Here is a 23,764-nt window from a genome sequence, read left to right on the forward strand (position 1 = left end):
CCGATGAGGAGATTCTATGAGTAAGTTCCGCATGTTCACCGCCGCCGTCCTGACGGCATCGGGCCTGGCCATGGGTGCGGCTGGCGTCGCTTCGGCCGCCGAGACCCCCGCCCCTCCGGTCAGCACCGGCTCGGCCCCGGGTCTGCCGCTGCTGATCGGCAAGATCCTGTCCGGTAGCGCCGGGACCCCGGTGACCCCGCCCAAGCCCGCCGCGCTCGAGGTCACGCCGTAGTTCACCGGCAGTGCGGATTCCGCCACGGCGGGATACCTGAAGTAGCGGCACACCGATCGGTGTGACCGCCGCATGCCCCTTCTCTCGTCATCGGTGCCCGCGCGGGGATCCGCCGGTGGCGGTGCGAAGGTAGCGGGAACCGGCAGTGGATGGTTCTCGCGACCCGACCGGGCCCGCCTGTTCGACACGGGCGGCCCGGTTTCGGGCATTCACCGATCTCAACCGTCCTGCGGGGCCGATCATTTCGCCGCGAGAGACTGTCGCCCGATACGGCCCGGACCCCCTAATCCGTTCACCCGCACGCGATCACACGACAGTGACGTGCCGAACGCCCTGCGTGCGTGCGATTCCGGGTCGGATCGCAGGGAGCGCTCGGCTTTGCGCCGCCCCATCGAGCCCCTCTATAAGACCAGCAGGCGCAATACTCGGACCAGGAACTCCGAGCCGGGAGGATCGATGTCGAGTATCAGGCCACCGGCTCCTGGGTCGGTCGGACGAGCCGCGTCGGCCACCCCGACGAGGCGGCGGTCGCTGGCAACGTTATTCGCCGGTGCGGTGCTGATGAATACCGGCGCGGTCGGGTTGTCCACCGTGGCAACGATGTTCGCGGCGGAACTGGCGGGGCCGGGTGCCAGCGGGCTGTCCAACGCGGCGCTGGTGTCGGGTACCGCGGCAGGTGCGCTCGGCACGTCCGCACTGATGGCCAGGCACGGCCGCCGTACCGCGCTGCTGGTCATGTATTGCGTTGCGGGCGTGGGTGGGATGATCGCGGCCGTCGGCGCACTCCGCTCGTCATTGCCGACGCTGCTGGTCGGCGTGCTGGTATTCGGCGGAGGATACGGCGCGACCCAGTTGTCCCGCTATGCCGCCGCGGACGTACTGCCCGACCATCGGCGTGGATTCGGGGTGTCGCTGATCGTGTGGGCGGGGACGGTGGGCGCGGTGGCCGGGCCTGCCCTCATCGCCCCCGCGTCGTCGGTCGCCGCATCCGCGCGGCTGCCCGGGCTGTCCGGGCCGGTCGCGGTGTCGGCGATGCTCGCCATCGCGACCGTGGCGGTGACCCTGGCGTTGCCCCGCACGGCGGGCCGGGCCGAGGAGGTCGACGACGAGCGACCGTCGCGGTCGTCGCTCTGGGCGGGGCTGCGCGGGCGGGCGGTGCTGATGCCGCTGGTGACTATGGTTGCCGCACAGGCGGTGATGGTGACCGTGATGACGATGACGCCGGTGCAGTTGCGCCATCTCGGCAGCGGGCTGGACGTGGTGGGCTGGGTGATCAGCGCGCATATGGCCGGTATGTACGCGCTCGCTCCGGTATCCGGCCGGATCGCCGACCGCTGGGGCGGCCGGGCCACGATGACGGCCGGTCTCGCCCTGCTGTCGGTCGCGGCGGTGACCGTTGTGGTGGCGCCGGGCTCCTACCGGCTCTGGATGCCCATCGGGCTGTTTCTGGTGGGCTACGGCTGGAATCTGGTGTTCGTCGGTGGCAGCGGTTCCCTCAGCCGCGACCTGCCCGCCCGGGAGCGCGCCCGGTTGCAGGGGGGCGTCGACGCCGTCGTGTGGGCCAGTTCGGCGGTGGCCAGCCTGGCGGCGGGGCAGTTGTTCGCCGCCGGTGGATTCCGGTTGGTGGCCGTGGTCGCCGCGGCGGTCGCCGGATTTGCCGGGGTGGTGCCGCTCGCGGTCGTTCGCCGTCGGGTCGACGGTTAGCGCGGCGGTTGTCTTGCCTTGTGTCAGCGGCGAATTCGTCCGTGTCAATCGATAGGGGGATGGCCGAGGGAAGGGGTGGACGGCCCGGTCCCTCGATAGACTGAGCAGTCTCGATGTCGTGATTCCACGATGTGGACGATGGGTAGTTCGGTGATCGATCTGGGTGCGGCACAGTCGCCTTCGGCCGGGCGCGGCGTGCGCCCCGGCGAGGCCGAGCCGATCGCCGTGGTGGGCATGGGATGTCGAATGCCCGGCGGGGCATCGAGTCCCGAATCGTTCTGGCGGTTTCTGCGCGCGGGCGGGGATGGTGTCGTCGAGGTGCCGAGGTCCCGGATGGATATCGCGGGTTCGCACCGGGCCGGACTGCTCAGCGGCATCGACGAATTCGACGCCGAGTTCTTCGGGGTCTCGCCCCGGGAGGCCGCCTCCCTGGACCCACGGCACCGGCTGTTGCTGGAGGTCGCGTGGGAAGCGTTGGAACATGCGGGATGTCGCGCCGACCGACTGGTCGGCGGGCCGGTCGGCGTATTCGTCGGCGTCTCTCACGACGAGGGTGCCCGAACTCATTCCGGGGCAATGGATTCGGTGTCCGCGCATGCGCTCACCGGCCGCGCGGCCTCGTTCGCGGCCGGTCGGCTGTCCTATCATCTCGGGCTGCGCGGGCCGTCGCTCGCCGTCGATACGGCGACCTCGTCCTCGCTGGTCGCCGTGCATTTGGCCGGTCAGAGTCTGCGTGCCGGTGAATCGGATCTCGCGCTGGCGGGCGGGGCCAACGTCCTGCTGTCCCCGGACTGGTTCCGGGTGCTGTCGGAGGCGCGCATGCTGTCACCGACCGGATGTTGCCGGGTGTTCGACGCGGCCGCCGACGGCTATGTGCGCGGCGAGGGCTGCGGCGTCGTCGTGCTCAAACGCCTGTCCGACGCGACGGCGGACGGCGACCGGATCTGGGCCGTGATCCGAGGTTCCGCGGTCAACTCCGACGGGCGCAGCCGCGGCATCACCGCACCCGACGAGGACGCGCAGGCCGACCTGATCCGCGCCGCGTTGCGCGCCGCGGGAATGCCTTCGGAGCGAGTCGATTACGTGGAGGCGCACGGCACCGGCACGCCCCTGGGCGATCCGGTGGAGTTGCGCGCGTTGCGCGCCGCACTCGGCGCGAACCGGAACGGGCGGCCGCTGCTGGTCGGCTCGGTGAAGACCAATATCGGTCACCTGGAACCGGCCGCGGGAGTCGCGGGCCTGATCAAGGCTGTGCTGTGTGTCGCGCACGGTGAGATCCCGCCGCATCTGCATCTGGACACCCTCAATCCCGCGGCCGGGATCGACGGTTCGGATATCGCCGTTCCCACCGAGCCGACCGTGCTGCCGCGCCGGGACCAGCCGTCGGTCGTCGCAGTGAGCTCGTTCGGCGCCAGCGGCACCAACGCGCACGTGATCCTCGAACGGGCCGGCGCCACAGTCGACAACAAGCCGACCATGCCGGACCGCACCGCGCAGGTGCTCGCGCTGTCGGCGAAATCGGCTGCCGCCCTGACGGAACTGGCCGCCAGATACTCCGCCCGATTGTCCGCGATGGATGAAAGTCGGCTCGCGGACCTGTGTTTCACCGCGAACACCGGCCGCGCGGCGTTCCCGCACCGGGCGGCGTTCGTGGCGAGCACCGCGCGGGGCATGCGGGAACGCCTCTCGGAGAGGGGTTCCGCGCATCACGAGGGTGCGGGGCGGATCGTATTCCTGTTCTCCGGCGAGGATGTGGTCTACGGGGGCATGGGTCGCCTGCTGTTCGATACGGCGCCGCGCTTCCGGGAGACCCTGGACGAGGCCGACGAGGTGCTGCGACCCTTGCTGGGCCACCCGCTGTCGGATGTGCTGGAACGGGACGATCTGCTGGCCCAACCGCGGTTCGCCCGACCGGCGCTGTTCGCGGTCGAGTACGCGCTGGCTCGACTGTGGCGGCAGTGGGGCGTGGAACCGGATGTGCTGCTCGGTCGTGATATCGGTGCGCAGGTGGCCGCGTGTGTCCGGGGTGCGCTGGATTTCGCGGACGGATTGCGGCTCGCGACCGAGGGCGGATCCGACTGTGCGCCCGGCGGATTCGCCGATGCGGTGCGCGAGGCAGCGGCGCAGGGGGCCGGTATCTTCCTGGAAATGGGCCCGGCCCCCACCCTGCTCGGTCTGGTCGGTGACGCGGTGCCGGACGCGCTGCGGTTGCCGTCACTGCGGCGGGGACACGACAACTGGCAGGTGCTGGGGGAGAGCGTCGCCGCCCTGTACACCGCCGGTGTCGCGATCGACTGGCGTCGCTTCGACGAGGGCAGGGGGCGGCGTCTAGTGACCGCGCCGACCTATCCGTTCCGGCGCGACCGCTACGGCAACCCCAGCCGGTCCGAGGAGTTGATCCCGTTGCCGGGCAGGCGGTTACCGTCCCCGCTGCCCACCGCGCAGTTCGAATCGGTGTTGTCCCCGGCCGCGCACCGGGTGATCGACGAGCAGGTGGTGGCGGGCAGGCCGCTGGCCGGGGCCGGTGTCCACCTGAGCATCGCGGTGGCCGCGGCGCAGGAGTTGACCGGATCCGAGGCGGTGACCGTCCGGGACTACGAGCTGACTCGGGCGTTGTGGCTGGAGCCCGATGACCGCAGCCGCGTCCAGTGCGTGGTCGAGCCGGACGGGTCGTTCCGGCTCTATGCGGCCGACGCGGCCGAACCACCGGTCTGGGACCGAATCTGCCTGGGGCACACCGCCTCCGGCGCCGAGCCGTCCACTGTGGACATCGCGGCGATCCGAGGGCGACTGACCGGCGAGCTGACCGGCGACGACCTGTACCGGCGGCTGTGGCGGCGCGCGGTGTACCTCGGCCCGGCGGCACGCTGGATCGACCATATCTGGCACGCCGACGGCGAGGTGATATCCCGGCTCAGACCTCCCGAGGACACCCGATGGGATGGGAACACACCTCACCCCGCGCTGACGGATGCGATGTGCCACACCATCTTCGGATGCCGCCCCGACCAGCCGCCGGTGATCACTCGGATGGAACGATTCACCTGGCACGGTACGACCACCGACCAACCGCTGTACTGCCACTGCCGAGTCGATCCATACGCCGACTCGCCGCACCCGCCGCTGGCGACATTCGTCCTCGCGGAGGCCTCCGGCCGGGTCGTCGCCGAGGCCCACCGCGTGGAATTCCGTGCGATACCGCGCGAGCACCCCGTCATCGTCCACGACCACCCGGCCCGCGACGCGATGGCCGCCGAGCACCCCCTTGCGCAGTCCCGGCCAGTCCGCCCGCAACCGGTCCTCGCCGAGGGATCCGACGCCGTACTCCGTTCCGCAGGGCCAGGATCGGGTCATGCCGACCAGGTGCGAGCGCTGGTCATCGCCACCCCGGCCCGGGACGCGATGGCCGCCGAGCACCCCCTTGCGCAGTTCCGGCCAGTCCGCCCGCAACCGATCCTCGCCGAGGAACCCGACGCCGTACTCCGTTCCGCAGAGCCAAGATCGGATCATGGCGACCGGGTGCGAGCGGTGGTCATCGCGACTCTGGCCCGGGTTCTGGGGGTGCGCGAGGGCGATCTCGACCCGGAGGCGTCCCCGACCGATCTCGGCCTGGACTCCTGGATGGCGATCGAGGCGCAGGACGCGCTGCGCGACGACCTGGGCGTGGCGCCGCCGCTCGACGCGTTCCTCAACGCGCCCAGCATCGCCGGGCTCATCGCCGAACTGGTCGGCGCGCACGCCGACACACCCGAGCCGCAGCGCGTGCCGTCGACACCGGATGAGCGCGCTCGCCACGACCCGTTCCCGCTCACCGACCTCCAGCACGCGTACCTGGTCGGCCGGTCGACGGCGTTCGAGCTCGGCGGGGTGTCCACGTACTCCTATGTCGAGGTCGACGTCCTCGGGCTCGATCTGGACCGGCTCACCTCGGCGCTGCGGGTACTGATCCGGCGGCACGACATGCTGCGCGCGGTCGTCGGCCCGGACGGCGCCCAGCGGGTGCTGGCCACGGTGCCCGAATTCACCGTGCGCACAGTGGATCTCGCGGACCGGTCGGTGTCCGACCGGGACAGTGCGCTCGACGGCATCCGCAGCGAGCTGAAGAGTCAGGTTCTCGATGCGGCCACCTGGCCGCTGTTCGATATCCGGGCCACCCGCCTCGACGCACGCACCACCCGCCTGCATATCGGCCTCGACGCGCTGGTCGTGGACGGCTGGAGCGCGGCACTGCTGTTCCGGGAATGGACCACGGTATATCGGGAGGGCGCGCGGGCGCTGCCGGAGCTGTCGTTGACCTTCCGCGACTACCTCACCGCGCTGCGGGAGCGCCGCAGCGAACACAGGCGCGCCGAGGCCGAACGGTACTGGCGCCACCGCATCGCCGAACTGCCCGAGGCGCCACGGCTTCCGCTCGCCACCACCCCGGCCGATGTGGGGGTCCCCGAGTTCACCCATCACACCACGACGCTGTCCACCACGGAATGGGCCGAGCTGCGACGGCTCGCGGGCTCGCACGGCGTCACCCCGTCCGCGGCGCTGTGTGCCGCGTATTCATGGATTCTCGCCACGTGGAGCGGCACGAGCGCCTTCACCCTCAACGTGATGTTCTCCAACCGGGTGATGCTGCACGAGCAGGTGGACGCCGTGGTCGGGAACTTCAGCACCACAACACTTCTCGCGGTCAGCCTCGCCGATGAGACCTTCACGGGTCTCGCCGAACGGATCCAGAGCCGACTGTGGACCGACCTGGAACACGGCGAGATGTCCGGCGTCGAGGTACTGCGCGAAGTCAACCTCGCGCGCGGCAACATCATCGGCGCCAGCATGCCGGTGGTATTCGCCAGCATGGTCAACTTCGCGGGCCGGGACACCGCGGGCGCCATGACCGGCATGGTGCATCACCTGCGCGGCCTCGGCGAGGGAGCCACCGAGGTGTACAGCTGCGTGCGCACTCCCCAAGTGTGGCTGGATCATCAGGTCATCGAGGAGGGCGGCGAACTGGTCGTCAACTGGGACGTGGTAACCGGCCTGTTCCCGGACGGCATGATCGAGACGATGTTCGACGCGTACGCGGAACTGCTGCGCGGCCTCGCCACAGACGAGTCCGCCTGGCAGCGGCCCGCGCCGATCCTGGTGCCCTACGCCGACCTGCTGGCCCGCCGATCGGCCAATGCCACAACAGAATCCGTCGACGAGGGCCTGCTGCACGAGCCGTTCCTCGAGCGGGCCAAGGAGAATCCACACGCCCTCGCCGTGGTATCCGCGGCGGCGACCCTCACCTACGGTGAACTCGACCGGCGGTCGGCGACACTGGCACGGCGGCTGCGTGATTCGGGCGTCGGCAGCGGAGCGCTCGTGGCCGTGGTGATGGACAAGAGCGCGGACCAGGTGGTCGCCGTGCTCGGCGCGCTTCGGGCGGGCGCGGGCTATGTGCCGGTGGACGCCGACGTACCGGCCGAGCGGTTACGTGTGCTCCTCGGCGAGTCCGGCGTCGCGGCGGTCCTGACCCAGCGGGAGGTCGAACAGCGCACCCAGTGGCCGGTCGGCTGGGACCGGCTGTGCGTCGACGACCCCGAAGCGGACGACACCACCGAGGACGAGCCGCTGCCGTCTTGCGGCGCCGGGCCGGACGATCTGGCGTACGTGATCTTCACCTCCGGTTCCACCGGAACACCCAAGGGCGTGATGATCGAGCACCGCGCGGCCCGAAACACCGTGCTCGATATCAACGAACGGTTCGGGATCGGCCCGGCGGACCGGGTGCTCGGACTGTCCGCGCTGAACTTCGACCTGTCCGTCTACGACATCTTCGGCACGCTGGCGGCGGGCGCGACCCTGGTGCTCCCGGAACCGGAGGCCTACCGGGAACCGGCCCGCTGGGCCGACCTCGTCGCCGAATACGAAGTCACACTGTGGAACAGCGTGCCGACGCTGATGGAGATGTTCGTCGACCACCTGGCGACGCGGGAGCACCCGCCCTCGATTCCGCTGCGGGTGGTCCTGCTCAGCGGCGACTGGATTCCGGTGACCCTGCCCGACCGCATCCGAAAACTGGCCCCCGACACCATGATCTGCGGTCTCGGTGGCGCGACGGAGGCCTCGATCTGGTCGATCCACCATCCGATCGATCGGGTCGATCCGGCCCGGACGTCGATCCCCTACGGAAAGCCGTTGCGCAACCAGCGGTTCCATGTGCTCGATGAGGCGTGGCGCCCCTGCCCGACCTGGGTTCCCGGCGAGCTCTACATCGCGGGCGCCGGCCTCGCGCGCGGCTATCTCGGCGATGAGGCCAGAACCAAGGCCGCCTTCGTCCGGCACCCGACGACCGACGAAAGGCTGTATCGCACCGGAGATCTCGGGCGCTACCTGCCCGACGGCGCCATCGAATTCCTCGGCCGACGGGACACCCAGGTCAAGATCAACGGATATCGGGTGGAGCTCGGTGAGATCGAGGCCGCGCTGCTGCGCGACCCCAGGGTCCGCGCCGCGGCCGCCGTCGTCGTCGGCGAGCAGCAGGTCCGGCGGCTGGCCGCATTCGCCGTGCCCGCCGACGCTACCGTCACGCCCGAGGAGTTGGCCATGGCGCTGCGCGCGCAGCTGCCCGACTACCTGGTGCCCGGACATATCATGCTTCTCGACGCACTACCGTTGGGCCGCAACGGAAAACTGGACCGCGCCGCACTGCCTCGGGTCGAACTGTCCTCACCCGCCCCGGCCGCGCTCGTCGCGCCGCGCGGCGACGTCGAGCAGGCGCTGGCGGATATCTGGGACGAACTCTTCGACGGCCGGGAATTCGGCAGGGACACAACGTTCTTCGCCCTGGGTGGGAATTCGTTGCTCGCGGTGCGCCTGATGGCTCGCATCGACGCGCGGCTGGGCCGTTCGCTGCCCCTGTCCGCCTTGTTCGACCACCCGACCATCGCGACGCTGGCCGAGGTGGTGCGGGACGGGCGAGCCGAGACCGCGCGCCGTGCCGCACTGGTGCCGATCAGCGAAACCGGTTCGGCGACACCATGGATCCTGGCGCATCCGGTCGGCGGCGATGTGCTCTGCTATTCGGACCTGGCCCGGCTGCTGGGACCCGACCAGCCGGTGTACGCGCTCCAGACGCCGGATACCGACCAGCCGCTGACCACCATTCCCGACCTGGCCGCGCACTATGTCGACGTGCTCGTCGACGCGCTCCCGCGCGGCCGGTACCGGCTGGGCGGCTGGTCCATGGGCGGCATGATCGCGCTGGAGATGGCGGCGCAGCTGACCCGGCGGGGCATCGAGGTCGAGCTCGTCGCCATGGTCGACGTACTGGAACCGCCGACTCCCCGCGACGCGGCCGCCCCCGACGACGCCACACTCCTGTCCTGGTTCGCCAGGGATCTCGCGGGCCTTGCCGAAACCGATTGGACCCCCGCCGAACTGGGCTCCCTGAGCGACCTGTGCGACCGGGCGCGCGCCGAGGGCGTCCTGCCCGCCGACGTGGACGCCGACACCCTGTCCGCCATCGTCGCACGGTTCTCCCGCAACACCTGTGCGCTGCTGGCCTACCGGGCGCCCACCTACGCGGGCCCCGTGCGGATCTACCGCGCGGCGCAGGGAGCGACCCTCGCGACGGCCACCGCGTGGCTGACGCACTGCACAGGAGATGCTCGGATCATCGACCTGCCCGGCGATCACTACGGCATCGTTCGCCCGCCCCATGTCGACGCCCTCGCCGAAGCGCTTCTGACGCACAGGTAGTCGATCCCGAGGCTACTGTGCCGACAGTGCAGGGCCACGAGCGACGCGGGGTTCGGTGTGGAGGTCGGAGAGATCGACGCGGCGGGTCTCGCGTTTGAACTGCCAGGCGAACCAGGGCCACCAGGCGATATTGCGGCCGGTGCCGCTGAGGTAGAAGCTGCCGCATCCGCCGCTGTTCCACACCGAGGTTTCCAGGCGATGATCGACTCGATCGACGAACCCCTCCTGAGTGTCGGGGCGAACCTCGAGCGCACCCAGACCTCGTTCGCCCGGTTCCTTCCGGACAGTGACCCCTCGTCGGGTGTTTACGGGAAGTGAGAGGGAAGCAGTTCGCGGCTCATCAGAGGAGAAAGTACTCGCCGAGTATAAGGACGAGGCGATATCGAAGATCACGTTCGACATAACGACGCTCCTTCGGCCGTTTGTTATGGCATGGGGATCGTTGCCCACAGGTCGCAGTGATGTTGGTGGGTGAAGTCGGTGGTGGTAGTGGTGTCGTCAGGTTGCAGCGTGAGGACTTGGCCGTCGGTGTGGAGTGGCCAGTCGGGTTGGTTGGGTGTGTGGGGGTTTACGGTGTTCACGAACGCGGCCCAATAGTTGATCATCTGGGTGGACAGGTTCTGTTGGGCGGTGGTCGCTGGGTCCGGGTCCGGGAACCCGGTGACGTGGAACAGGTAAGGCATCTCGAATGCGTGGCCGGCTCCCAACGGGAACGGCACTGTGGGCATGGCGGTGGGGGCGGCGGCGTTGCGATCGTCGAATTCGTAGGCGTAGACCGGACCGGTGTGGGTCAGGGAGTTGGCCATGTCGGCGATTGGGCAGGCGAAGGCGTAATCGGTGAACACTGCGGCCTCGGCCGATGTCGGATGGGGGTAGTCGGCCAGTGGGTAGAGGGCGGTGACCTTGTCGGCGTCGCGCCCGAAAGTCTGGGCCACCGCTTCGAGGTACTGCCCGGCGGTGTCGGGTTGTTTGGTGGCGCCGTATTGCTGTGCGAGGAAGGTGGTGAACTCGTCGTGGTTGTTGCCGATCAGTACCGGCACCTTGGTGGCCTTGCCTTCACGCATCGCGGCGATGGGGTTCTCCGGCAGCAGCGGTTGACCGGTGACGGGCCCGGGTATGCCCTCACCAGCGGCGCCGTCGTAGCTCAGCGGAGTGGCAAGCAGTGTGTCGATCGGTAGCGCGCGCAGGCACCGGGCTACCGCGATGGGGTCGGTGCCGGGGCAGCCGACCTTGGTGGCGTAGTCCTCGCTGATGCCGACCGCGGTCTGCCGGTTCGCCTGGGCCGAGCAGGGTCCGCTTTCCATGATTGCCGCGTGGAACAGCCCCGCCGAGGCGGGCGAGACCAGGTCATCACACACCGCCATCGCACCGGCCGATTGCCCGGCCAGGGTGACTCTGGTGGGGTCGCCGCCGAACGCGGTGATGTTGTCGCGCACCCAGCGCAGCGCGGCCTGCTGGTCCATCAACCCGAAGTTGCCGACCTGCCCGTCGTCGTGGGCCAACGCCGGATGAGCCAGGAATCCCAACGCACCGAGTCGGTAGTTGAGGGTGACGACCACCATGTCCCCGGCGGTGACCAGCCGCGACGGATCGTAGAGATTGCCGCTGCCGTTCCGGAATGCCCCGCCAGGAACCCACACCATCACCGGCCGCTTCTTCTCCACGGCCCGAGCCGGAGTCCACACGTTCAGGAACAGACAATCCTCGCTGCCACCTTCGCGGTCGAATGTGTCAGCCGACTGGGGACATTGGGCACCCATGGCAGTGGCGTCGCGGGTGCCGCTCCAGTGCGCGGGGGCCGCGGGGGGTTGCCACCGCAGGTCGTCGACCGGTGCTGCGGCGTAGGGGATTCCGGTGAACGCGCGGTGCTCGGCGGTCACGGTGCCCCGCACCGGCCCCGACTGGGTGTCGACCACCGCAGCATCGGCATCGGCTGAGCTACCCCCTCGCTCGGTGGTGCCGCACGAAGTCAACGATCCCAACGTCACACCGACCGCGGCCAGAGTCGCCAGCGAGCGCATCACAGCTCTCGGTCTTCGGGTCCGCGACCTCGGATTCGGATCGGTCCGGGTAACCAGGACACGGCCGGGATTCGGACGATCTGTGTTCATCGGAGTTCCTCTCCTTCTGCGTGTGATTCCGGTTCACCGCAGGCGTCCCGCGGGTCGGTCCTCGCCAGCACGGCGATAGCGGAACGCTACTACTGAAGTGCAATCCGATTTCCGAACTGTAATTCAGCTAACATTCAGTTATGGAATCACCGGCCAGCCGCTCGTCTCCCCGGCAGAACCGCCGCAAGGAACGCACCCGCACCCGGATCCTGGAAGCGGCCGAGGAGTTGTTCGCCGATGGCGTCGAGGCGGCAACGATCGAACGGATCGCGGAGCGGGCCGATGTCGGAGTCACCACTATCTATCAGCACTTCGGTGGGAAAGACGACCTGCACCGGACCGTCGTCGCGCGGGCGTTCGAACGCCACGAGCACGACATGCTCGCCGCCTGCGAATCCGACGCCGAGCCGGTCGAGAAGCTGATCGACGTCATCGGCACTCACGTCGGCTACTACCTCGAATCGCCACAGCTGTTCGCGATGATCCACCTGCGCCGAGGCAATCCCCACCCCGCACTGGCCGACGACCCGGTCGCGACGGCGATCACCGCTCGCGTGACCCGAATAGACACCTCGATGGTCGCCATCATCGATGCCGGCATCGGCAACGGAACACTGCGCCCGGTCGACAGCGCCGACACCACACGGTTCCTGTGGGGAACAACGAACGGCGTCATAGCGCTGGCCGCCCGATCCGATCGACTTCGGCTCACCACCACCGAGCTCCGAGACGCACTCGTCCAGGGCTTCACCATCTTCTTCGAAGGACTCGTCGCCGACCCGCTACGCGGCCCCGACGGCCGCCTCTCACCCGCGCTGCGCGCACGGCTGCGCAACGTCTTCGAAACCGCCCGAACCGCCCCGACCTAATGCGCGACGACCTCTTCGGGATGAAGAGATCGTGGGTTTGAATCCCGCTCGGCCGACCGGACCGGTGCCAGATGCGAGGCGACGAGTTCGTAGGAGCGCAGCCGATCGGCCAGGTAGTGGGTCGTCAGGCTGGAAGGACCACTGCCGAATCTGGTTGGGCGCCAGTGGTGAAGGAGCCCTCGACGGTGCCTCGGTTCAGATCGAGGACATCGACCCGGTTCTCGTGCAGCAGTGACACATAGGCGATCGGTGCGGTGGGGTGGAGGGTGGCTCCGGAGGGTTGGCCACTCAGTGCGGTGGTCCAGATCGTGCGGAAATCGGTGCCGTACAACGTCACCGACTTGGTCTCCAGATCGGTGACCAGGAGTTGATCCTGACCCACCGGATACACACGCAGTGGATCCCCCTGGACCGGAAGTGAATTGGTGACCTGCATGGTGTGGGCATCGATCGCCACGACCGCCTTGCCCTCGGCAATGCACCGATTCAGCGCGACCGCGGCGCGTATCGGCAAGTTACTGCTGGAGTTCTGGGAGGAGCCTGGAGGGGATTGATGCGAGGCGCGAGGCGACGAGTTCGTAGGAGCGCAGCCGATCGGCCAGATCGTAGACGGGCGTGTACAGCATCAGCTCGTCCGCGGCGGTGATCTCGAGCAGGTCGGTCAGTTGCCGGGTGACCGTATCCGGGGATCCCTGTGCGCGGCTTTGCCGTTGGCGTTGCAGGATCTGCTCTTGGGCGGCCGAGTAGCGGTAGGCGGCCGCCTCCTCGGGAGCGAGAAACTCCACCGGCTTTCCTTCTTCCAGGTGGACTGCCCCGATGTCGCTGGGCCCTGCCAAATGGTCTGCGCGGTCGTCGGTGTCGGCGCAGATCGTCCGCACGCACAGCAGCACATAGGGCTCGGAAAGCCATGGCGACGGGCGGAATGCCTTGCGGTACGCGGCCAATGCCTCCAGGGTGTTGTGGGGTCGGAGGTGGTGTGCGATCGCGAGGGGAAGTCCGAGTTCCCCGGCCAGTCGAGCGCCGGTGGTGCTGGAGGACAGCAGCCACCGCTCGAGCGAGGCGTGATAGTTCGGTAGCACGGGCGGGTCGGCGTCCTCGTCGAACAGGCTCAACACGGCGTGGACATCCCGCTGATACTCCTCGTCGGTGGCCGGGTCGGCGCCGCGACGCAAGGTCCGCGCGATCTCCGCGTTACGGGTGCCCGGGCCGCGGCCCATGCCGAGGTCGATGCGTCCCGGATGGAAAGCGTCCAGGGTGGCGAACTGTTCGGCGACGACCAAGGGCGCTTGGTTGGGCAACATCACCCCGCCCGACCCGACCCGCAGGGTCGAGGTGCGGGCGAGAATCTGACCGATGATGACCGGCGGGGAGCAACTGGCGAATGCCCGGTTGCCGTGATGTTCGGCCGACCACATCCGGTGGTAACCGAGTCGCTCGAGGTGACCGGCCACGGTCACCGCGGCGTGCAGCGCGTCATGCGCCGAGGTGCCTTTCTGCACGATCGCCAAATCCAGCGCTGACAGCGGAACAGAGATCACGCCGCCAACCTACCCGACGAAATCCTCAGGGGGCCAAACGTTTACCGACCTCCTCGAGCATCGAACGCGCGGGCGAGATTCACCAGCCAGTGGACCTCGTCGGCGTAATCCTCACCGCGAGGCGCGGCGAGCCCATCCCCGGATCCCGTGCGGGGCCGCTCGGCGCGGGCTTTGGCGGCGATCGCCGCCTTGAGCCGGGACGCCTCCGCGGCCACATCGTGGCCTTCCGCCTGAATCGGTGGATCGAGGGGCGGATAGCCACGTAACGCGTGGCGCGCATCCTGAATCTCTATGACCCTGCGGTACAACCGATAGCTCACATCCCGCAGCGTCAGCCAGTCGGCGAATCTGGTGCGGGGCATCGAGGCCGTGAGCGCGAGCTCCGGAGTGGCCTGCAGCAGTGCCCGCCACAACGGATACAGCCGGGCACAGGCCACATAGTCCCGTGCCAAGCCATGCGCTGCCGACACCCTCGGACCCCAGGACGGCATGGTCAGACCGATAGCGAACAGAATGACGCCGACCCCGGCGGTGAGTGAGGTGACGAACTCCCAGCCCAATGGCCGCAGTCCCAGATACGGCGCGACGACCGCGGTAGCGCGGTGCAGGCAATAGATCAGGTAGTCGGCGGCACCTGCCGCGGTGACCCAGAGACCCCATCGCAGCCAGGCCTGGCTGGACAGCCGCGCATACCGCAGGCTCAGCCGCGCGATCTCGACCATTCCCGCGCCGACCGCGATCACATAGAGCAGCAGATACGCCGCGCCCTCCGGCCGGTGCGCGTTCTGGACCAGGTAATGCGCGGCCCGAGCGTGGCCCGGTCTGGAGGCGACGACCCACAACACGACCAACGCCACGACGAACAGGCCCGCGACAGCCATCCGTGTGCCGACATGCCGCCACGCCCGCGGACCCGGGTGGACCCAGAACATCAGCGCCACCAATATCGCGGCGCTCGCGATCACGCTGGCAAGGTGGGTCACCAGTATCGCGATATCGGGCACCCCGATCCGTTCGTCCACCCACGCCGACACCGCCGGGGTGGCGAAGGTGAACGAGATCGCCTTGCAGAAGAAGGTGACCAACAAGGCGATCAGCGAGGGGTCGCGCCGATTCAGCCTCAGATCCCATAGCTTGTACGACAACGCGAGCACGCAGACGGCCGCACCGATGGGGAACACCACGTACTTGGGATCAGTCACCGCGGTTCACCATTCCTTACCCCATCGAGGGGCCAGGGACTGGCTCAGGCGCTGAACCGTGCTCGGGTCGGCACTGGTGTCAGCTGGTTGCCGAGCGGTCCAGTGCCGGGCTCGCTGCGCCAAGACCGAGGCCATCACCTCGGCCTCGGTCTCTTGGCGATCGTCGTAGGCCGAGCGTGGCAACATCGACCGCAGAAGCTGGATGTTCAGGTCCGGGAACAGCATTCGGGCCAACTCCCCGTCGATCAGCCCCTCACCACTGTGTCCGCAGATCATGTGGCCGAGCTCGTGCAGGATGATGTGTTCCTGGCGGAGTCGGGTCGTATCGGCCTCGTAGAACACGAGATCTTCGGTGTCCGTGGAAATCCACAGCCCGCACGGCCGGGACACGGGGAGCGGGACCGCCACCGCGCGGATCGGCCGACCGCGCATGGCCGCGATGGCCGCCATCAGTTCGTCGAGGCCACAGGAGGCAGGTAACCCGAGTTCACGGATCCTGCTGTCGCACGTCCGGCGCAGACGTCTCATTTCGCGATCGGGCCATCGGCCGGGTGAGGTAGGCACGGGCACGTCACTCTCCGGCCGGGGGGAGGCCGCTCTCCTCGCGCATCTTGTCCATCACGGTCAGCAATGCCTTCAATCGGTCCTCGGGAAGGCCCTCCGCCCTGAGCATCACCTCCCGCAGTCCGCCGGCGGCCACTGCGGCCAGTAGCTCCACTTGTTCACTGATCCGGTCGGCAAGGTCGGTATCGAAGTCGTCTTCGAAGAACGCCCTGCCTGCCTTCAGACAGAACAGCGTGGCCAACGCCGACAGCAGCTCCCGGCTGGGATTGACCTTCTTGCCGGTACGCAGCTGCCACAGATACTGGCGCGATACCGACAGATTCGGATCGATCTCCTTGAGCTTGTCGGCCACCTGCTCATAGCTGAGACCGCTGACAACGGGGCTGCGCCGCCACAAGAAGTCCAGCTTGCCGGACAGTGTTTCAGGGCACCCGCCCTCGGGCATCGCCTCACCTCATCCGTGTCCGCACAGCTCATCGCCGCCGCGCCCTGGTCAACTGTGAACTGACAGTTGACAATTCGTGGTCGACGCCACTTTAATCCTTGTGAGAGGAATTGATCAACCACTTGGGATCGCCCTGCCACGCAGGGTGATTCACCCACTGCCGGGTACGCACAACGCCTCCGGTCGATACACCGGCCCAAGCTGTAGGAGGGGAGGGGTCGGTGTATCGACCGGAGGCGTTGTGAATCAACATGTTACAACGAAACGTCACCTACATCGGGAGATCGCGAGTTCGGCCGACGCGGAGGTGGTGAGGCCGATGCGGCGGCTCGATTGGGCGGCCTTGGCCAGGATCTGTTCGGCCTCCTCGTCGCGGCCGACGGCGGTCAGGGCGCGGCCGTACACCCGCATCGCCTGCAGGCGCCGCACGGTGGCCGAGACCTCGGTGAGTGCGCGCACGGCCTCCGCGGCGATCGGCACCGCCGCGTCGGCGTCGCCGCTGTAGAGGATGACCTCGGCCAACCGGGACAGGGCCCAGCCCTCCTGATGTCGGCGTCCGTCGCGGCGGGCCACATCGAGTGCCCGGCGGCACAGCTCGCGGGCGCGTTCGGGATCGCCGTGCTGCAGCGTCGCGAATCCCAACTCGTGCAATGCCATCGACTCGACCCGGAGGCTGCCGATCAGCCGGGCGAGGGTCAGTGCCTGTCCGGCGGCCTCGATGGCGTCGGGCCAGCGTTGGGCCTCGCAGTAGGCGCGGGCGATCGTGGCCCAGCTCATCGCCTCGCTCCAGCGGTTGCCCATCTCGCGGGCCAGGGTGATGGCGCGGCGGTAATGTGCCACGGCGACTTCCACATTCGCCTGGTAGGCCATGGCCGTGCCGAGCATCTGCTCGGCGATGATGGCGCCGGCCCGGTCGCCCGATTCCGTCAGGACCGTACCGGCGTACCGCAGCGTGCGTGCGGCGCCGAGATCTCCCATCCCGACCAGCCGGGCGATGGCGGCGGCCACCTGTGCCCGGGCCATTGTGCCGCGATCGCCACCGGCCTCGGCGGCATGGCTCAGCACCGAAAGCATCTGTGCCACCTGGGGTAGGTGTTCGCCCGCGTCTCCGCCGACCGCGAGTGACAACGCGAGATCGACCGCGAGCGTGCGGGCTCGGGCATCGCGGCTGTCGGCGGCCTGCCGGTAGAGAGCGACCAGCCCCAATCGTTCGGACATCGCCCATGCGGTGCACTGTCGTTCGTCGGTGAACTGTTCCCCGGCCGCGTTGGTCTCGGCGTAGTAGTGGGTGCCCACGCCCGGATCGCGCAGCTCCGCAATGTTTTTCGCGCTGGCGAGGTAGAAATCGAGCAGCCTGCGCAGCGCCCGCGGCCATTCGCACTGCTGATCCGCGTCCGCCACCTCGCGGGCGAACAGGCGCAACAGGTCGTGATACCGATAGCGACCGCGTTCCGGTGTCTGCAGCATGCCCAGGTCCACCAGGGTTTCGCAGATCCGCTCGGCCTCGGGCCGATCTCGGTCGAGCAGGGCGGCGATGGCGGCTACGGGCAGGTCGGGTGCTTCGAAGAACGCGATGAGGACGAACGCGCGCGCGAGCTCCGGGGTGAGCAGGCGGTAGCTCTCTCGGAAGACCAGTTCCACACTGGTGTTGCCGACGGCCAGCTGGGACAGTCGATCCCGCTGGTCGGCCAGGCGATCGGCGACCGCGGTGAGCTGCCAGGTGGGTCGGCTCGCGAGCCGCGCTCCGACAATGCGCAGTGAGACGGGTAGGTGGCCGCATGCGCGCAGAATCGCCTGCGCCGCATCGGGTTCGTTCGATACGCGTCGCTCGGACACCATATGTGCCAACAAGGTTCGCGCCTCGTCGGCCGTGAGGACATCCAGCGGGGCGAGCCGCGCGCCGAACAGTTCCGCCAGACTCGAGCGACTGGTGGTCAGTACTCCCGCCGCACCCGGACTCGGGAGAAACGGTGTGAGGTGTTCGACGTCGCGTGCGTTGTCGAACACCAGCAGTACGCGCTTGCCCGCTATGGTGTCGCGCCACAGGGCCATTCGTTCGGTCGGGTCCGACGGCAGCTCGCCGGGTTGGAAGCCGAACGAGCGCAGGGCGATCGCGAGCAGCATCTCGGCCGGTCGTGGATGTTCGTCCATGCCGCCGAGATCGAGGTACAGCACGCCCTCCGGATAGTGTTTGCGCACCAGATGTGCGAGATGCACTGCGAGCGTGGTCTTTCCGACACCACCCATCCCGGTGATCGCGATCACCGGGCGACGGTCGCTGTCGGCTACCAACATGTCGGCGAGTTCGTGGACCAGGCCGTCCCGTCCGACGAAGTCGGCGATATCGGGAGGTAAGCGAGACGGGACGCGGGGAGGGTCGAAAACCTTTTCGGCGGAGGGAGACTCGTTCGTGCCCGCGGAGTCCGGCGCCTCGGCCGACAGGATCTGCTGATGCATTCGAACCAGCTGCGGGCCGGGTTCCAGGCCGAGTTCGTCGGCGAGCGCCCGGCGAGCGTTCCGATACACCTCCAGGGCCTCGACCCGCCGCCCACCGCGGTACAGCGCGACCATCAGCAGTTCATGCCACCGCTCGTTATGCGGTTCGGCCGCGACGAGCGCTTCCAGGTCCGCGACCGCGGCCACATGCCGGCCGAGATCCAAGGCGACGGATATCGCGGTCTCGTGCAGGCCCGAACGCACCCGGTCCAGCCGGGTGCGTTCCTTCTCCGCCCACGGTCCGGGCAGGCCGACCAGCGGATCGCCGCGCCACAGTCGCTGCGCCGCAGTAAGTTTGGCGTCCGCCTCCTCGATCGCTCCCGAACGGCGGTCGGCATCGGCGGCGGCGATCAGCCCCTCGGCGGCGGCGATATCGAACTCCACCGGCAGGTCGAGCCGATATCCGCCACGGGTCGAGTCGACCCCCTCGGTTCCGGCCCCCGCGCGGCCGTGGGCCGCGAACTGACGACGCAGGGCGAGGATATGGTTGCGCAGCACACTGGCCGCCGATTTCGGTGGGTGATCGGCCCACAGCCGCGCGGCCAACTGCGCGGTGGACAGCAGGCGCCCCGGCTCGGCCGCGAGCATGGCCAGCACGGTCAGCAATTGCGGCGCCGCGATATCCAGGCGCTGTTCTCCCAACCACACCTCGGCCGGCCCCAGCAGGAGCAGCCGAAGTGTCTCCGACTCTGTCTCATCCACCCCCGCGCGCTGCTGCGCTGCCACACCACATCCCTTACGTTCCACACGGGCGGCACTAGTACTACCCAGGTCTACCATCATCAGCCGGATCGGTCGCGATTGCCGCCTGCGCCAAAGGGTTCGGCCGCCCATCGTCTCACGAACGACGCCGGTCGTGTTGATCTCCACCATCGAATCACGTCAGTACGGCTTGACCGACGGAATGTGGCCAATCGGACAAATCGGATCGACTGGCCGAGCACTACCGCGGTGGCCGCCGGTCGGTCCCGCACACGACTCGGGTTGCTGAGGGCTTCGGCCGCACCGACATCGTTGCCGATGCTCTTGTAGAGCCCGCGCCCGCTGGATCAGGTCGGCTGCGATCGTGTAATCGCCTCCGTCACACCGCAGCATGTACCGAATGAACCACATTCCGGCAAGGCTGTCGCAGGCAGACCGGCAGGCTGTGGTGAACTACCGATTCCCTGGCGGTGGGCCTCCCGGGGCGGGCTTACCTCCCGGGACGGCCCTACCTCCCGGGGCAGGCATACCTCCTGGGGCGGGCGTACCTCCTGGCTTACCTCCCGGAGTAGGCGTACCTCCTGGGGCAGGCGTACCTCCTGGAGTAGGCATACCTCCCGGAACCGGCGGCATCCCGGACCTGTTGCCGGACTGCGTATTCTGCGACTTCTTCGCGACGCCGATGGTGAGTGTGACCGTCAGGCCGGATACCGGAGAGCCGGAGACCGTGGCCATTTCCGCATCCCAGCCGTCGCCGAATACGTCGTCCGCAGCGAGCGTGAGTTGCGCGAACTTGGCGATGCTCTGCGAGTATCCGGAGTCGTAGGCGTACACCGCATCGCACACGTCTTTCGGCAAGGCGATCTGTGAAGTGAGGCGGGCGTTTTGGCCCGCGACCGCGGTCTCGAGCGAGTCGTACACCTCGAAGTGGATATGCGGCCAGCGCCCGCTGTAGCAGGCCGGGAAGATCGAGGTGAACGAGAGCTCGCCCGCCGAATCCGCCACCTGAACGCCGCGCAGGTAGTTCTGATCGGTGATGCCCTCACCGTAGAGCGAGTACTCGCCGTCCCGGTCGCAGTGCCAGATGTAAACGGCCATACCGGTACCCGGCGCACTGCCCTTCGTGAGGTCTCGCATCGTCAGCCGCAACGTCATCGGAACACCTTGGGCGACACCGGAGTACGAACCGAAGCTGGTGGTGACGTCGCGACGGACGATACCGGATTCGAGGAGCACGTTCGGACCGTTGGAGCCGTCCCCCGGATACGGGCCCTCGGTCTCCTGCGGCATTGCGGCGACCGCGCTGCCCGCGGTCGTTGTGGCCTGGGCGCTCGTCCCACTCGTCCCGCTCGCCGCGTCCGTCGAACACGCCGCCGCAACGGACGCCACACCGGCGGCGCCTAGAAAGAACATGGCCTTGCGCCGGGACAACATGGTCATCATGTCGTGCCTGAGCCCACGATCATGCTCGTGCACCTCATCGCGCTGTTCGCTCACTGGGTTTTCCTCTCATCACGCCGTATCACCGTCGAACGAGAGACGGTATGCGCCCTAGCTATGAATCCGTTATCAGCGGGTTAGGTGCGGGCTGTGCACGGGCGCACCGGTCTCGCGGTGATGAAGTAGATGATCAGCCCGGTGGCGTCCATGAGGGTGATGACCGCGGGCGCCGCAGCCGCCCAATCAACTGAATGTCGTTGCAGTAGTAAGCTACCGACAGGCAACCATAGACTCGAGCGTCACGGGGGTTTGCGTGATCAGTCGCAGGACGATGATCGGCGGAGCTGCTGGCGCGGTGGCCGCCGGGGTGTTGACCACAGCGGCCGCGGCCTGTGGTGGTGCGGACAGATCCGGTGGTTCGTCTCCAGGTCCCCGCGCCCTGGTCACCGGAGGCGAGGTTCGCGGCCGCTGGGAGAACGGGCAGGCGGTGTTCCGTGGCATCTCTTACGCTCAGGCGCCGGTCGGGTCGTTACGCTTCGCCGCCCCCGCCGCACCGACACTCTGGACGGGTGTGCGCGACGCGGTCGAGTTCGGTCCGCCCGCACCCCAGACGTCTGTCCCGGCAACCTCGGATGACTGGCTCACGGTCAACGTGTGGACCCCGAACCTGAAAGCGGTCGGGCTGCCGGTGATGGTGTGGATCCACGGCGGCGGCTACGTCTCCAGCTCCTCGAGCGAGCCCGACTACGACGGGGCTCCCCTGGCTAGCTCTGGTGTGGTGGTCGTGTCCCTCAACTACCGCCTCGGCGTGGAAGGGTTCGCCCACATCCTGGGTGCCCCAGCCAACCGAGGGTTGCTCGACCAGACCGCGGCGCTGGATTGGGTGAAGCGGAACATCGCCGCTTTCGGCGGAGACCCCTCTCGGGTCACCGTGTTCGGCGAGTCCGCCGGCGCCGGCTCGATCACCGCCCTACTGACCATGCCCGCAGCCGCCGGTCTGTTCCACCGGGCCATCATCGAAAGTAGTGTCGCCGGCCTCTATTTCACCCCGGAGCTGGCCACCGACATCGGCACCACCTACGCCGCCCAGCTCGGGCTGCAACCCACCAAGGCCGATCTCGCCGCGCTCCCGCCCGCACGACTGGTCGAGGCGATGACGCAACTGCAGGCCAGCGGCGCACCGCCACGATGGGGGCGGGTCGGAGCCCTCCTGTTTTCCACCGTGTTCTGGCCTGTGGTCGACGGCACGGTGTTGCCCCAGGCCCCGCTGCACGCGATCGCCCAGGGCGCGAGCCGCGGCATCGACCTGGTCGTCGGGCACACCAGTGAAGAATGGCGCTACTTCATCGTGGCCGCGGGTGGCCTCGACACGATCACCCCCGAGCAATCCGACCAGGCTCTTCGGACGCTGTCACCGGGCCCCGACGGCCCCAACGCCTACCGTCAGGGATACCCCAACGCCGACCACCGCCAGCTCTACGAGCTGGTCCACTCCGACTGGGCACTTCGCATGCCGTCGCTGCGCATAGCCGAGGCGCACTCTGCGGCCCGCGGCACAAGCTACCTCTACGAGTACCGCTACAACCACACCCCCGACGGCGCGGGACACGGCACCGAGCTTCCATTGGTCTTCGACACCCTCGCGACGGCGAGCGGGACCCGACTGTTCGGCACCGATCCCGCACCCGAGGTCCGCACCCTCGGCGAGGAAATGCGCCGCGCATGGACCAACTTCGCTATACACGGCGATCCCGGATGGCCCGCCTACCACCCCGACGGACAACCCACCCGACTCTTCGACACCCCTACCACCACCGCCGACTATCCCGAAACCGCCTCCCAACGAATCTGGGCCGACTTCCCCTTCGACCCGCTACCGCTGACCAGCACCTGAGCAACTGCTCATTCCGATGGGCCGACGATACCCGCTGACATCGTATTTGGTTGCGCCCAAGGGAGTTTGCGGGCTCACGGTAGCAACGTCAAGCGTGCTCGGCGATGACGCGCGTGGTTCGGCTGCTGGATCGATGACAGCGGCTACCGAGCGGTCTACGCCCAGAATGGTTGCCGCCGAGGCTATTTCGGCGACAACCCGACGGCCGCGTGATATGGCGAGCATCGAGATCAACCCAGGGTCAAGCCCGCGATCGGCGCGGTCGTCGGCAGCGGTGATCCACTCGCGGGTTCGACGGTGCCGGCCAGGGTCTCGGTCGTGCCGAAATGCGCCACGACCGGTTCACGGGGAAGCTGGTCGAGGATCGCCACCGAGCGGGGGATCTGCTGACCGCGGCACCAGCCAGAGCCGATAGCTACGGCCAGGGGCGGGCGCCGCAACGCCTTCGAAGCCGACCGCGGCGAGTGACAGCGTTGCCCGAACTGCGCACCACCATGATTCCCGTACCGAGATCGACTGGCCGAAGATGTGCGGCGTGGTCGCGCGTGCCGTGGCAGATTGAATGGCCGAAGGCGATGGATGGCTAGTCGGCCGAGTGTGGGTGCAGCGGTGCTGGGAGGAGGTATCGGTGTGCCCACTCTCGACCTGCCGGTCAGTGCTGTGGCTGAGATGCGGTGTGCGACAGATGAAATCGGCCAGGCGGATTTCATCGAACTGCACAAGGTCCGTTTCGGGCCATTAACCTCGGCCATTCATTGTAATTGGTGACAACTGGTCGCTGAAATGGCGAAAGGTGCTCTGAGCTGCGATAATTCGATTTGTCTAGGATCGAA

17 protein-coding genes are annotated in these 23,764 nt (G+C 68.2%); 6 read left to right on the top strand and 11 right to left on the bottom strand.

All coding sequences use genetic code 11. The features are described from left to right. Positions 1-16: 16 nt before the first annotated feature. Positions 17-232, top strand: a complete 216-nt coding sequence (locus tag ACIA76_RS37735) for a hypothetical protein (RefSeq protein ID WP_397159267.1) — start codon at positions 17-19, stop codon at positions 230-232. A 401-nt stretch (positions 233-633) separates the two neighbouring features. On the opposite strand, the gene ACIA76_RS37740 is transcribed toward ACIA76_RS37735, so the two are convergent. Then, the gene (locus ACIA76_RS37740) at positions 634-822 is read right to left on the bottom strand and encodes a hypothetical protein (protein ID WP_397159269.1); all 189 of its coding nucleotides are present in this window, start codon (positions 820-822) and stop codon (positions 634-636) included. Positions 823-832: 10 nt separating this feature from the next. Here ACIA76_RS37740 and ACIA76_RS37745 point away from each other — a divergent pair, with 10 nt between their 5' ends. Both ACIA76_RS37745 and ACIA76_RS37750 read left to right on the top strand, forming a co-directional pair. Continuing rightward, positions 833-1,936 (top strand): MFS transporter, encoded by a 1,104-nt coding sequence (locus ACIA76_RS37745; RefSeq protein ID WP_397159271.1) that lies wholly within the window; start codon positions 833-835, stop codon positions 1,934-1,936. Positions 1,937-2,074: 138 nt separating this feature from the next. Next, positions 2,075-9,670, top strand: coding sequence for an amino acid adenylation domain-containing protein (locus ACIA76_RS37750; RefSeq protein ID WP_397159273.1), 7,596 nt, complete (start codon positions 2,075-2,077; stop codon positions 9,668-9,670). Between the two features lie 12 nt (positions 9,671-9,682). On the opposite strand, the gene ACIA76_RS37755 is transcribed toward ACIA76_RS37750, so the two are convergent. Both ACIA76_RS37755 and ACIA76_RS37760 read right to left on the bottom strand, forming a co-directional pair. Beyond that, positions 9,683-10,072, bottom strand: a complete 390-nt coding sequence (locus ACIA76_RS37755) for a hypothetical protein (protein ID WP_397159276.1) — start codon at positions 10,070-10,072, stop codon at positions 9,683-9,685. Between the two features lie 23 nt (positions 10,073-10,095). Continuing rightward, the gene (locus ACIA76_RS37760; RefSeq protein ID WP_397159278.1) at positions 10,096-11,691 is read right to left on the bottom strand and encodes a carboxylesterase/lipase family protein; all 1,596 of its coding nucleotides are present in this window, start codon (positions 11,689-11,691) and stop codon (positions 10,096-10,098) included. Between the two features lie 230 nt (positions 11,692-11,921). On the opposite strand from ACIA76_RS37760, the gene ACIA76_RS37765 reads away from it, so the two are divergent. Continuing rightward, entirely contained in the window at positions 11,922-12,650 is a 729-nt protein-coding gene (locus tag ACIA76_RS37765) for a TetR/AcrR family transcriptional regulator (protein ID WP_397159280.1), read from the top strand. A gap of 124 nt (positions 12,651-12,774) precedes the next feature. Here the strand turns inward: ACIA76_RS37765 and ACIA76_RS37770 are convergent, their stop codons facing one another. The 7 genes from ACIA76_RS37770 to ACIA76_RS37800 form a co-directional block, all read right to left on the bottom strand. Next, positions 12,775-13,164 (bottom strand): YncE family protein, encoded by a 390-nt coding sequence (locus ACIA76_RS37770; RefSeq protein ID WP_397159283.1) that lies wholly within the window; start codon positions 13,162-13,164, stop codon positions 12,775-12,777. Between the two features lies 1 nt (position 13,165). Beyond that, positions 13,166-14,188, bottom strand: a complete 1,023-nt coding sequence (locus ACIA76_RS37775; RefSeq protein ID WP_397159285.1) for an LLM class flavin-dependent oxidoreductase — start codon at positions 14,186-14,188, stop codon at positions 13,166-13,168. A gap of 41 nt (positions 14,189-14,229) precedes the next feature. Then, positions 14,230-15,390 carry an MAB_1171c family putative transporter gene (locus ACIA76_RS37780; RefSeq protein WP_397159288.1) on the bottom strand — a complete coding sequence of 387 codons (1,161 nt, stop codon included), beginning with the start codon at positions 15,388-15,390 and terminating at the stop codon, positions 14,230-14,232. Between the two features lie 6 nt (positions 15,391-15,396). Next, the gene (locus tag ACIA76_RS37785; RefSeq protein ID WP_397159291.1) at positions 15,397-15,918 is read right to left on the bottom strand and encodes a hypothetical protein; all 522 of its coding nucleotides are present in this window, start codon (positions 15,916-15,918) and stop codon (positions 15,397-15,399) included. A 43-nt stretch (positions 15,919-15,961) separates the two neighbouring features. Further along, on the bottom strand, positions 15,962-16,399 hold the full coding sequence (locus ACIA76_RS37790) for an XRE family transcriptional regulator (protein WP_397159293.1): 438 nt from the start codon (positions 16,397-16,399) through the stop codon (positions 15,962-15,964). Between the two features lie 267 nt (positions 16,400-16,666). Further along, on the bottom strand, positions 16,667-19,621 hold the full coding sequence (locus ACIA76_RS37795) for a BTAD domain-containing putative transcriptional regulator (RefSeq protein WP_397159295.1): 2,955 nt from the start codon (positions 19,619-19,621) through the stop codon (positions 16,667-16,669). A gap of 429 nt (positions 19,622-20,050) precedes the next feature. Beyond that, complete coding sequence (locus ACIA76_RS37800; protein WP_397159309.1) at positions 20,051-21,040, bottom strand: dioxygenase; 990 nt, start codon at positions 21,038-21,040, stop codon at positions 20,051-20,053. A 310-nt stretch (positions 21,041-21,350) separates the two neighbouring features. On the opposite strand from ACIA76_RS37800, the gene ACIA76_RS37805 reads away from it, so the two are divergent. Continuing rightward, the gene (locus ACIA76_RS37805) at positions 21,351-22,931 is read left to right on the top strand and encodes a carboxylesterase/lipase family protein (RefSeq protein ID WP_397159297.1); all 1,581 of its coding nucleotides are present in this window, start codon (positions 21,351-21,353) and stop codon (positions 22,929-22,931) included. 230 nt (positions 22,932-23,161) lie between these two features. On the opposite strand, the gene ACIA76_RS37810 is transcribed toward ACIA76_RS37805, so the two are convergent. Then, on the bottom strand, positions 23,162-23,302 hold the full coding sequence (locus ACIA76_RS37810; protein WP_397159299.1) for a hypothetical protein: 141 nt from the start codon (positions 23,300-23,302) through the stop codon (positions 23,162-23,164). 259 nt (positions 23,303-23,561) lie between these two features. On the opposite strand from ACIA76_RS37810, the gene ACIA76_RS37815 reads away from it, so the two are divergent. Next, positions 23,562-23,699 carry a hypothetical protein gene (locus ACIA76_RS37815; protein ID WP_397159301.1) on the top strand — a complete coding sequence of 46 codons (138 nt, stop codon included), beginning with the start codon at positions 23,562-23,564 and terminating at the stop codon, positions 23,697-23,699. Positions 23,700-23,764 lie beyond the last annotated feature (65 nt).

It is taken from the genome of Nocardia sp. NPDC051570 (assembly GCF_044454005.1).
In the GTDB taxonomy this organism is placed as follows: Bacteria; Actinomycetota; Actinomycetes; order Mycobacteriales; family Mycobacteriaceae; genus Nocardia.

What these genes read in the sequence shown, in the direction of transcription:
- ACIA76_RS37785 (WP_397159291.1), bottom strand. Translation starts at nt 15,918, where the DNA reads ATGAGACGTCTGCGCCGGACGTGCGACAGCAGGATCCGTGAACTCGGG.
- ACIA76_RS37745 (WP_397159271.1), top strand. Translation starts at nt 833, where the DNA reads ATGTTCGCGGCGGAACTGGCGGGGCCGGGTGCCAGCGGGCTGTCCAAC.
- ACIA76_RS37765 (WP_397159280.1), top strand. Translation starts at nt 11,922, where the DNA reads ATGGAATCACCGGCCAGCCGCTCGTCTCCCCGGCAGAACCGCCGCAAG.
- ACIA76_RS37735 (WP_397159267.1), top strand. Translation starts at nt 17, where the DNA reads ATGAGTAAGTTCCGCATGTTCACCGCCGCCGTCCTGACGGCATCGGGC.
- ACIA76_RS37790 (WP_397159293.1), bottom strand. Translation starts at nt 16,399, where the DNA reads ATGCCCGAGGGCGGGTGCCCTGAAACACTGTCCGGCAAGCTGGACTTC.
- ACIA76_RS37760 (WP_397159278.1), bottom strand. Translation starts at nt 11,691, where the DNA reads ATGCGCTCGCTGGCGACTCTGGCCGCGGTCGGTGTGACGTTGGGATCG.
- ACIA76_RS37755 (WP_397159276.1), bottom strand. Translation starts at nt 10,072, where the DNA reads ATGTCGAACGTGATCTTCGATATCGCCTCGTCCTTATACTCGGCGAGT.
- ACIA76_RS37750 (WP_397159273.1), top strand. Translation starts at nt 2,075, where the DNA reads ATGGGTAGTTCGGTGATCGATCTGGGTGCGGCACAGTCGCCTTCGGCC.
- ACIA76_RS37800 (WP_397159309.1), bottom strand. Translation starts at nt 21,040, where the DNA reads ATGATGACCATGTTGTCCCGGCGCAAGGCCATGTTCTTTCTAGGCGCC.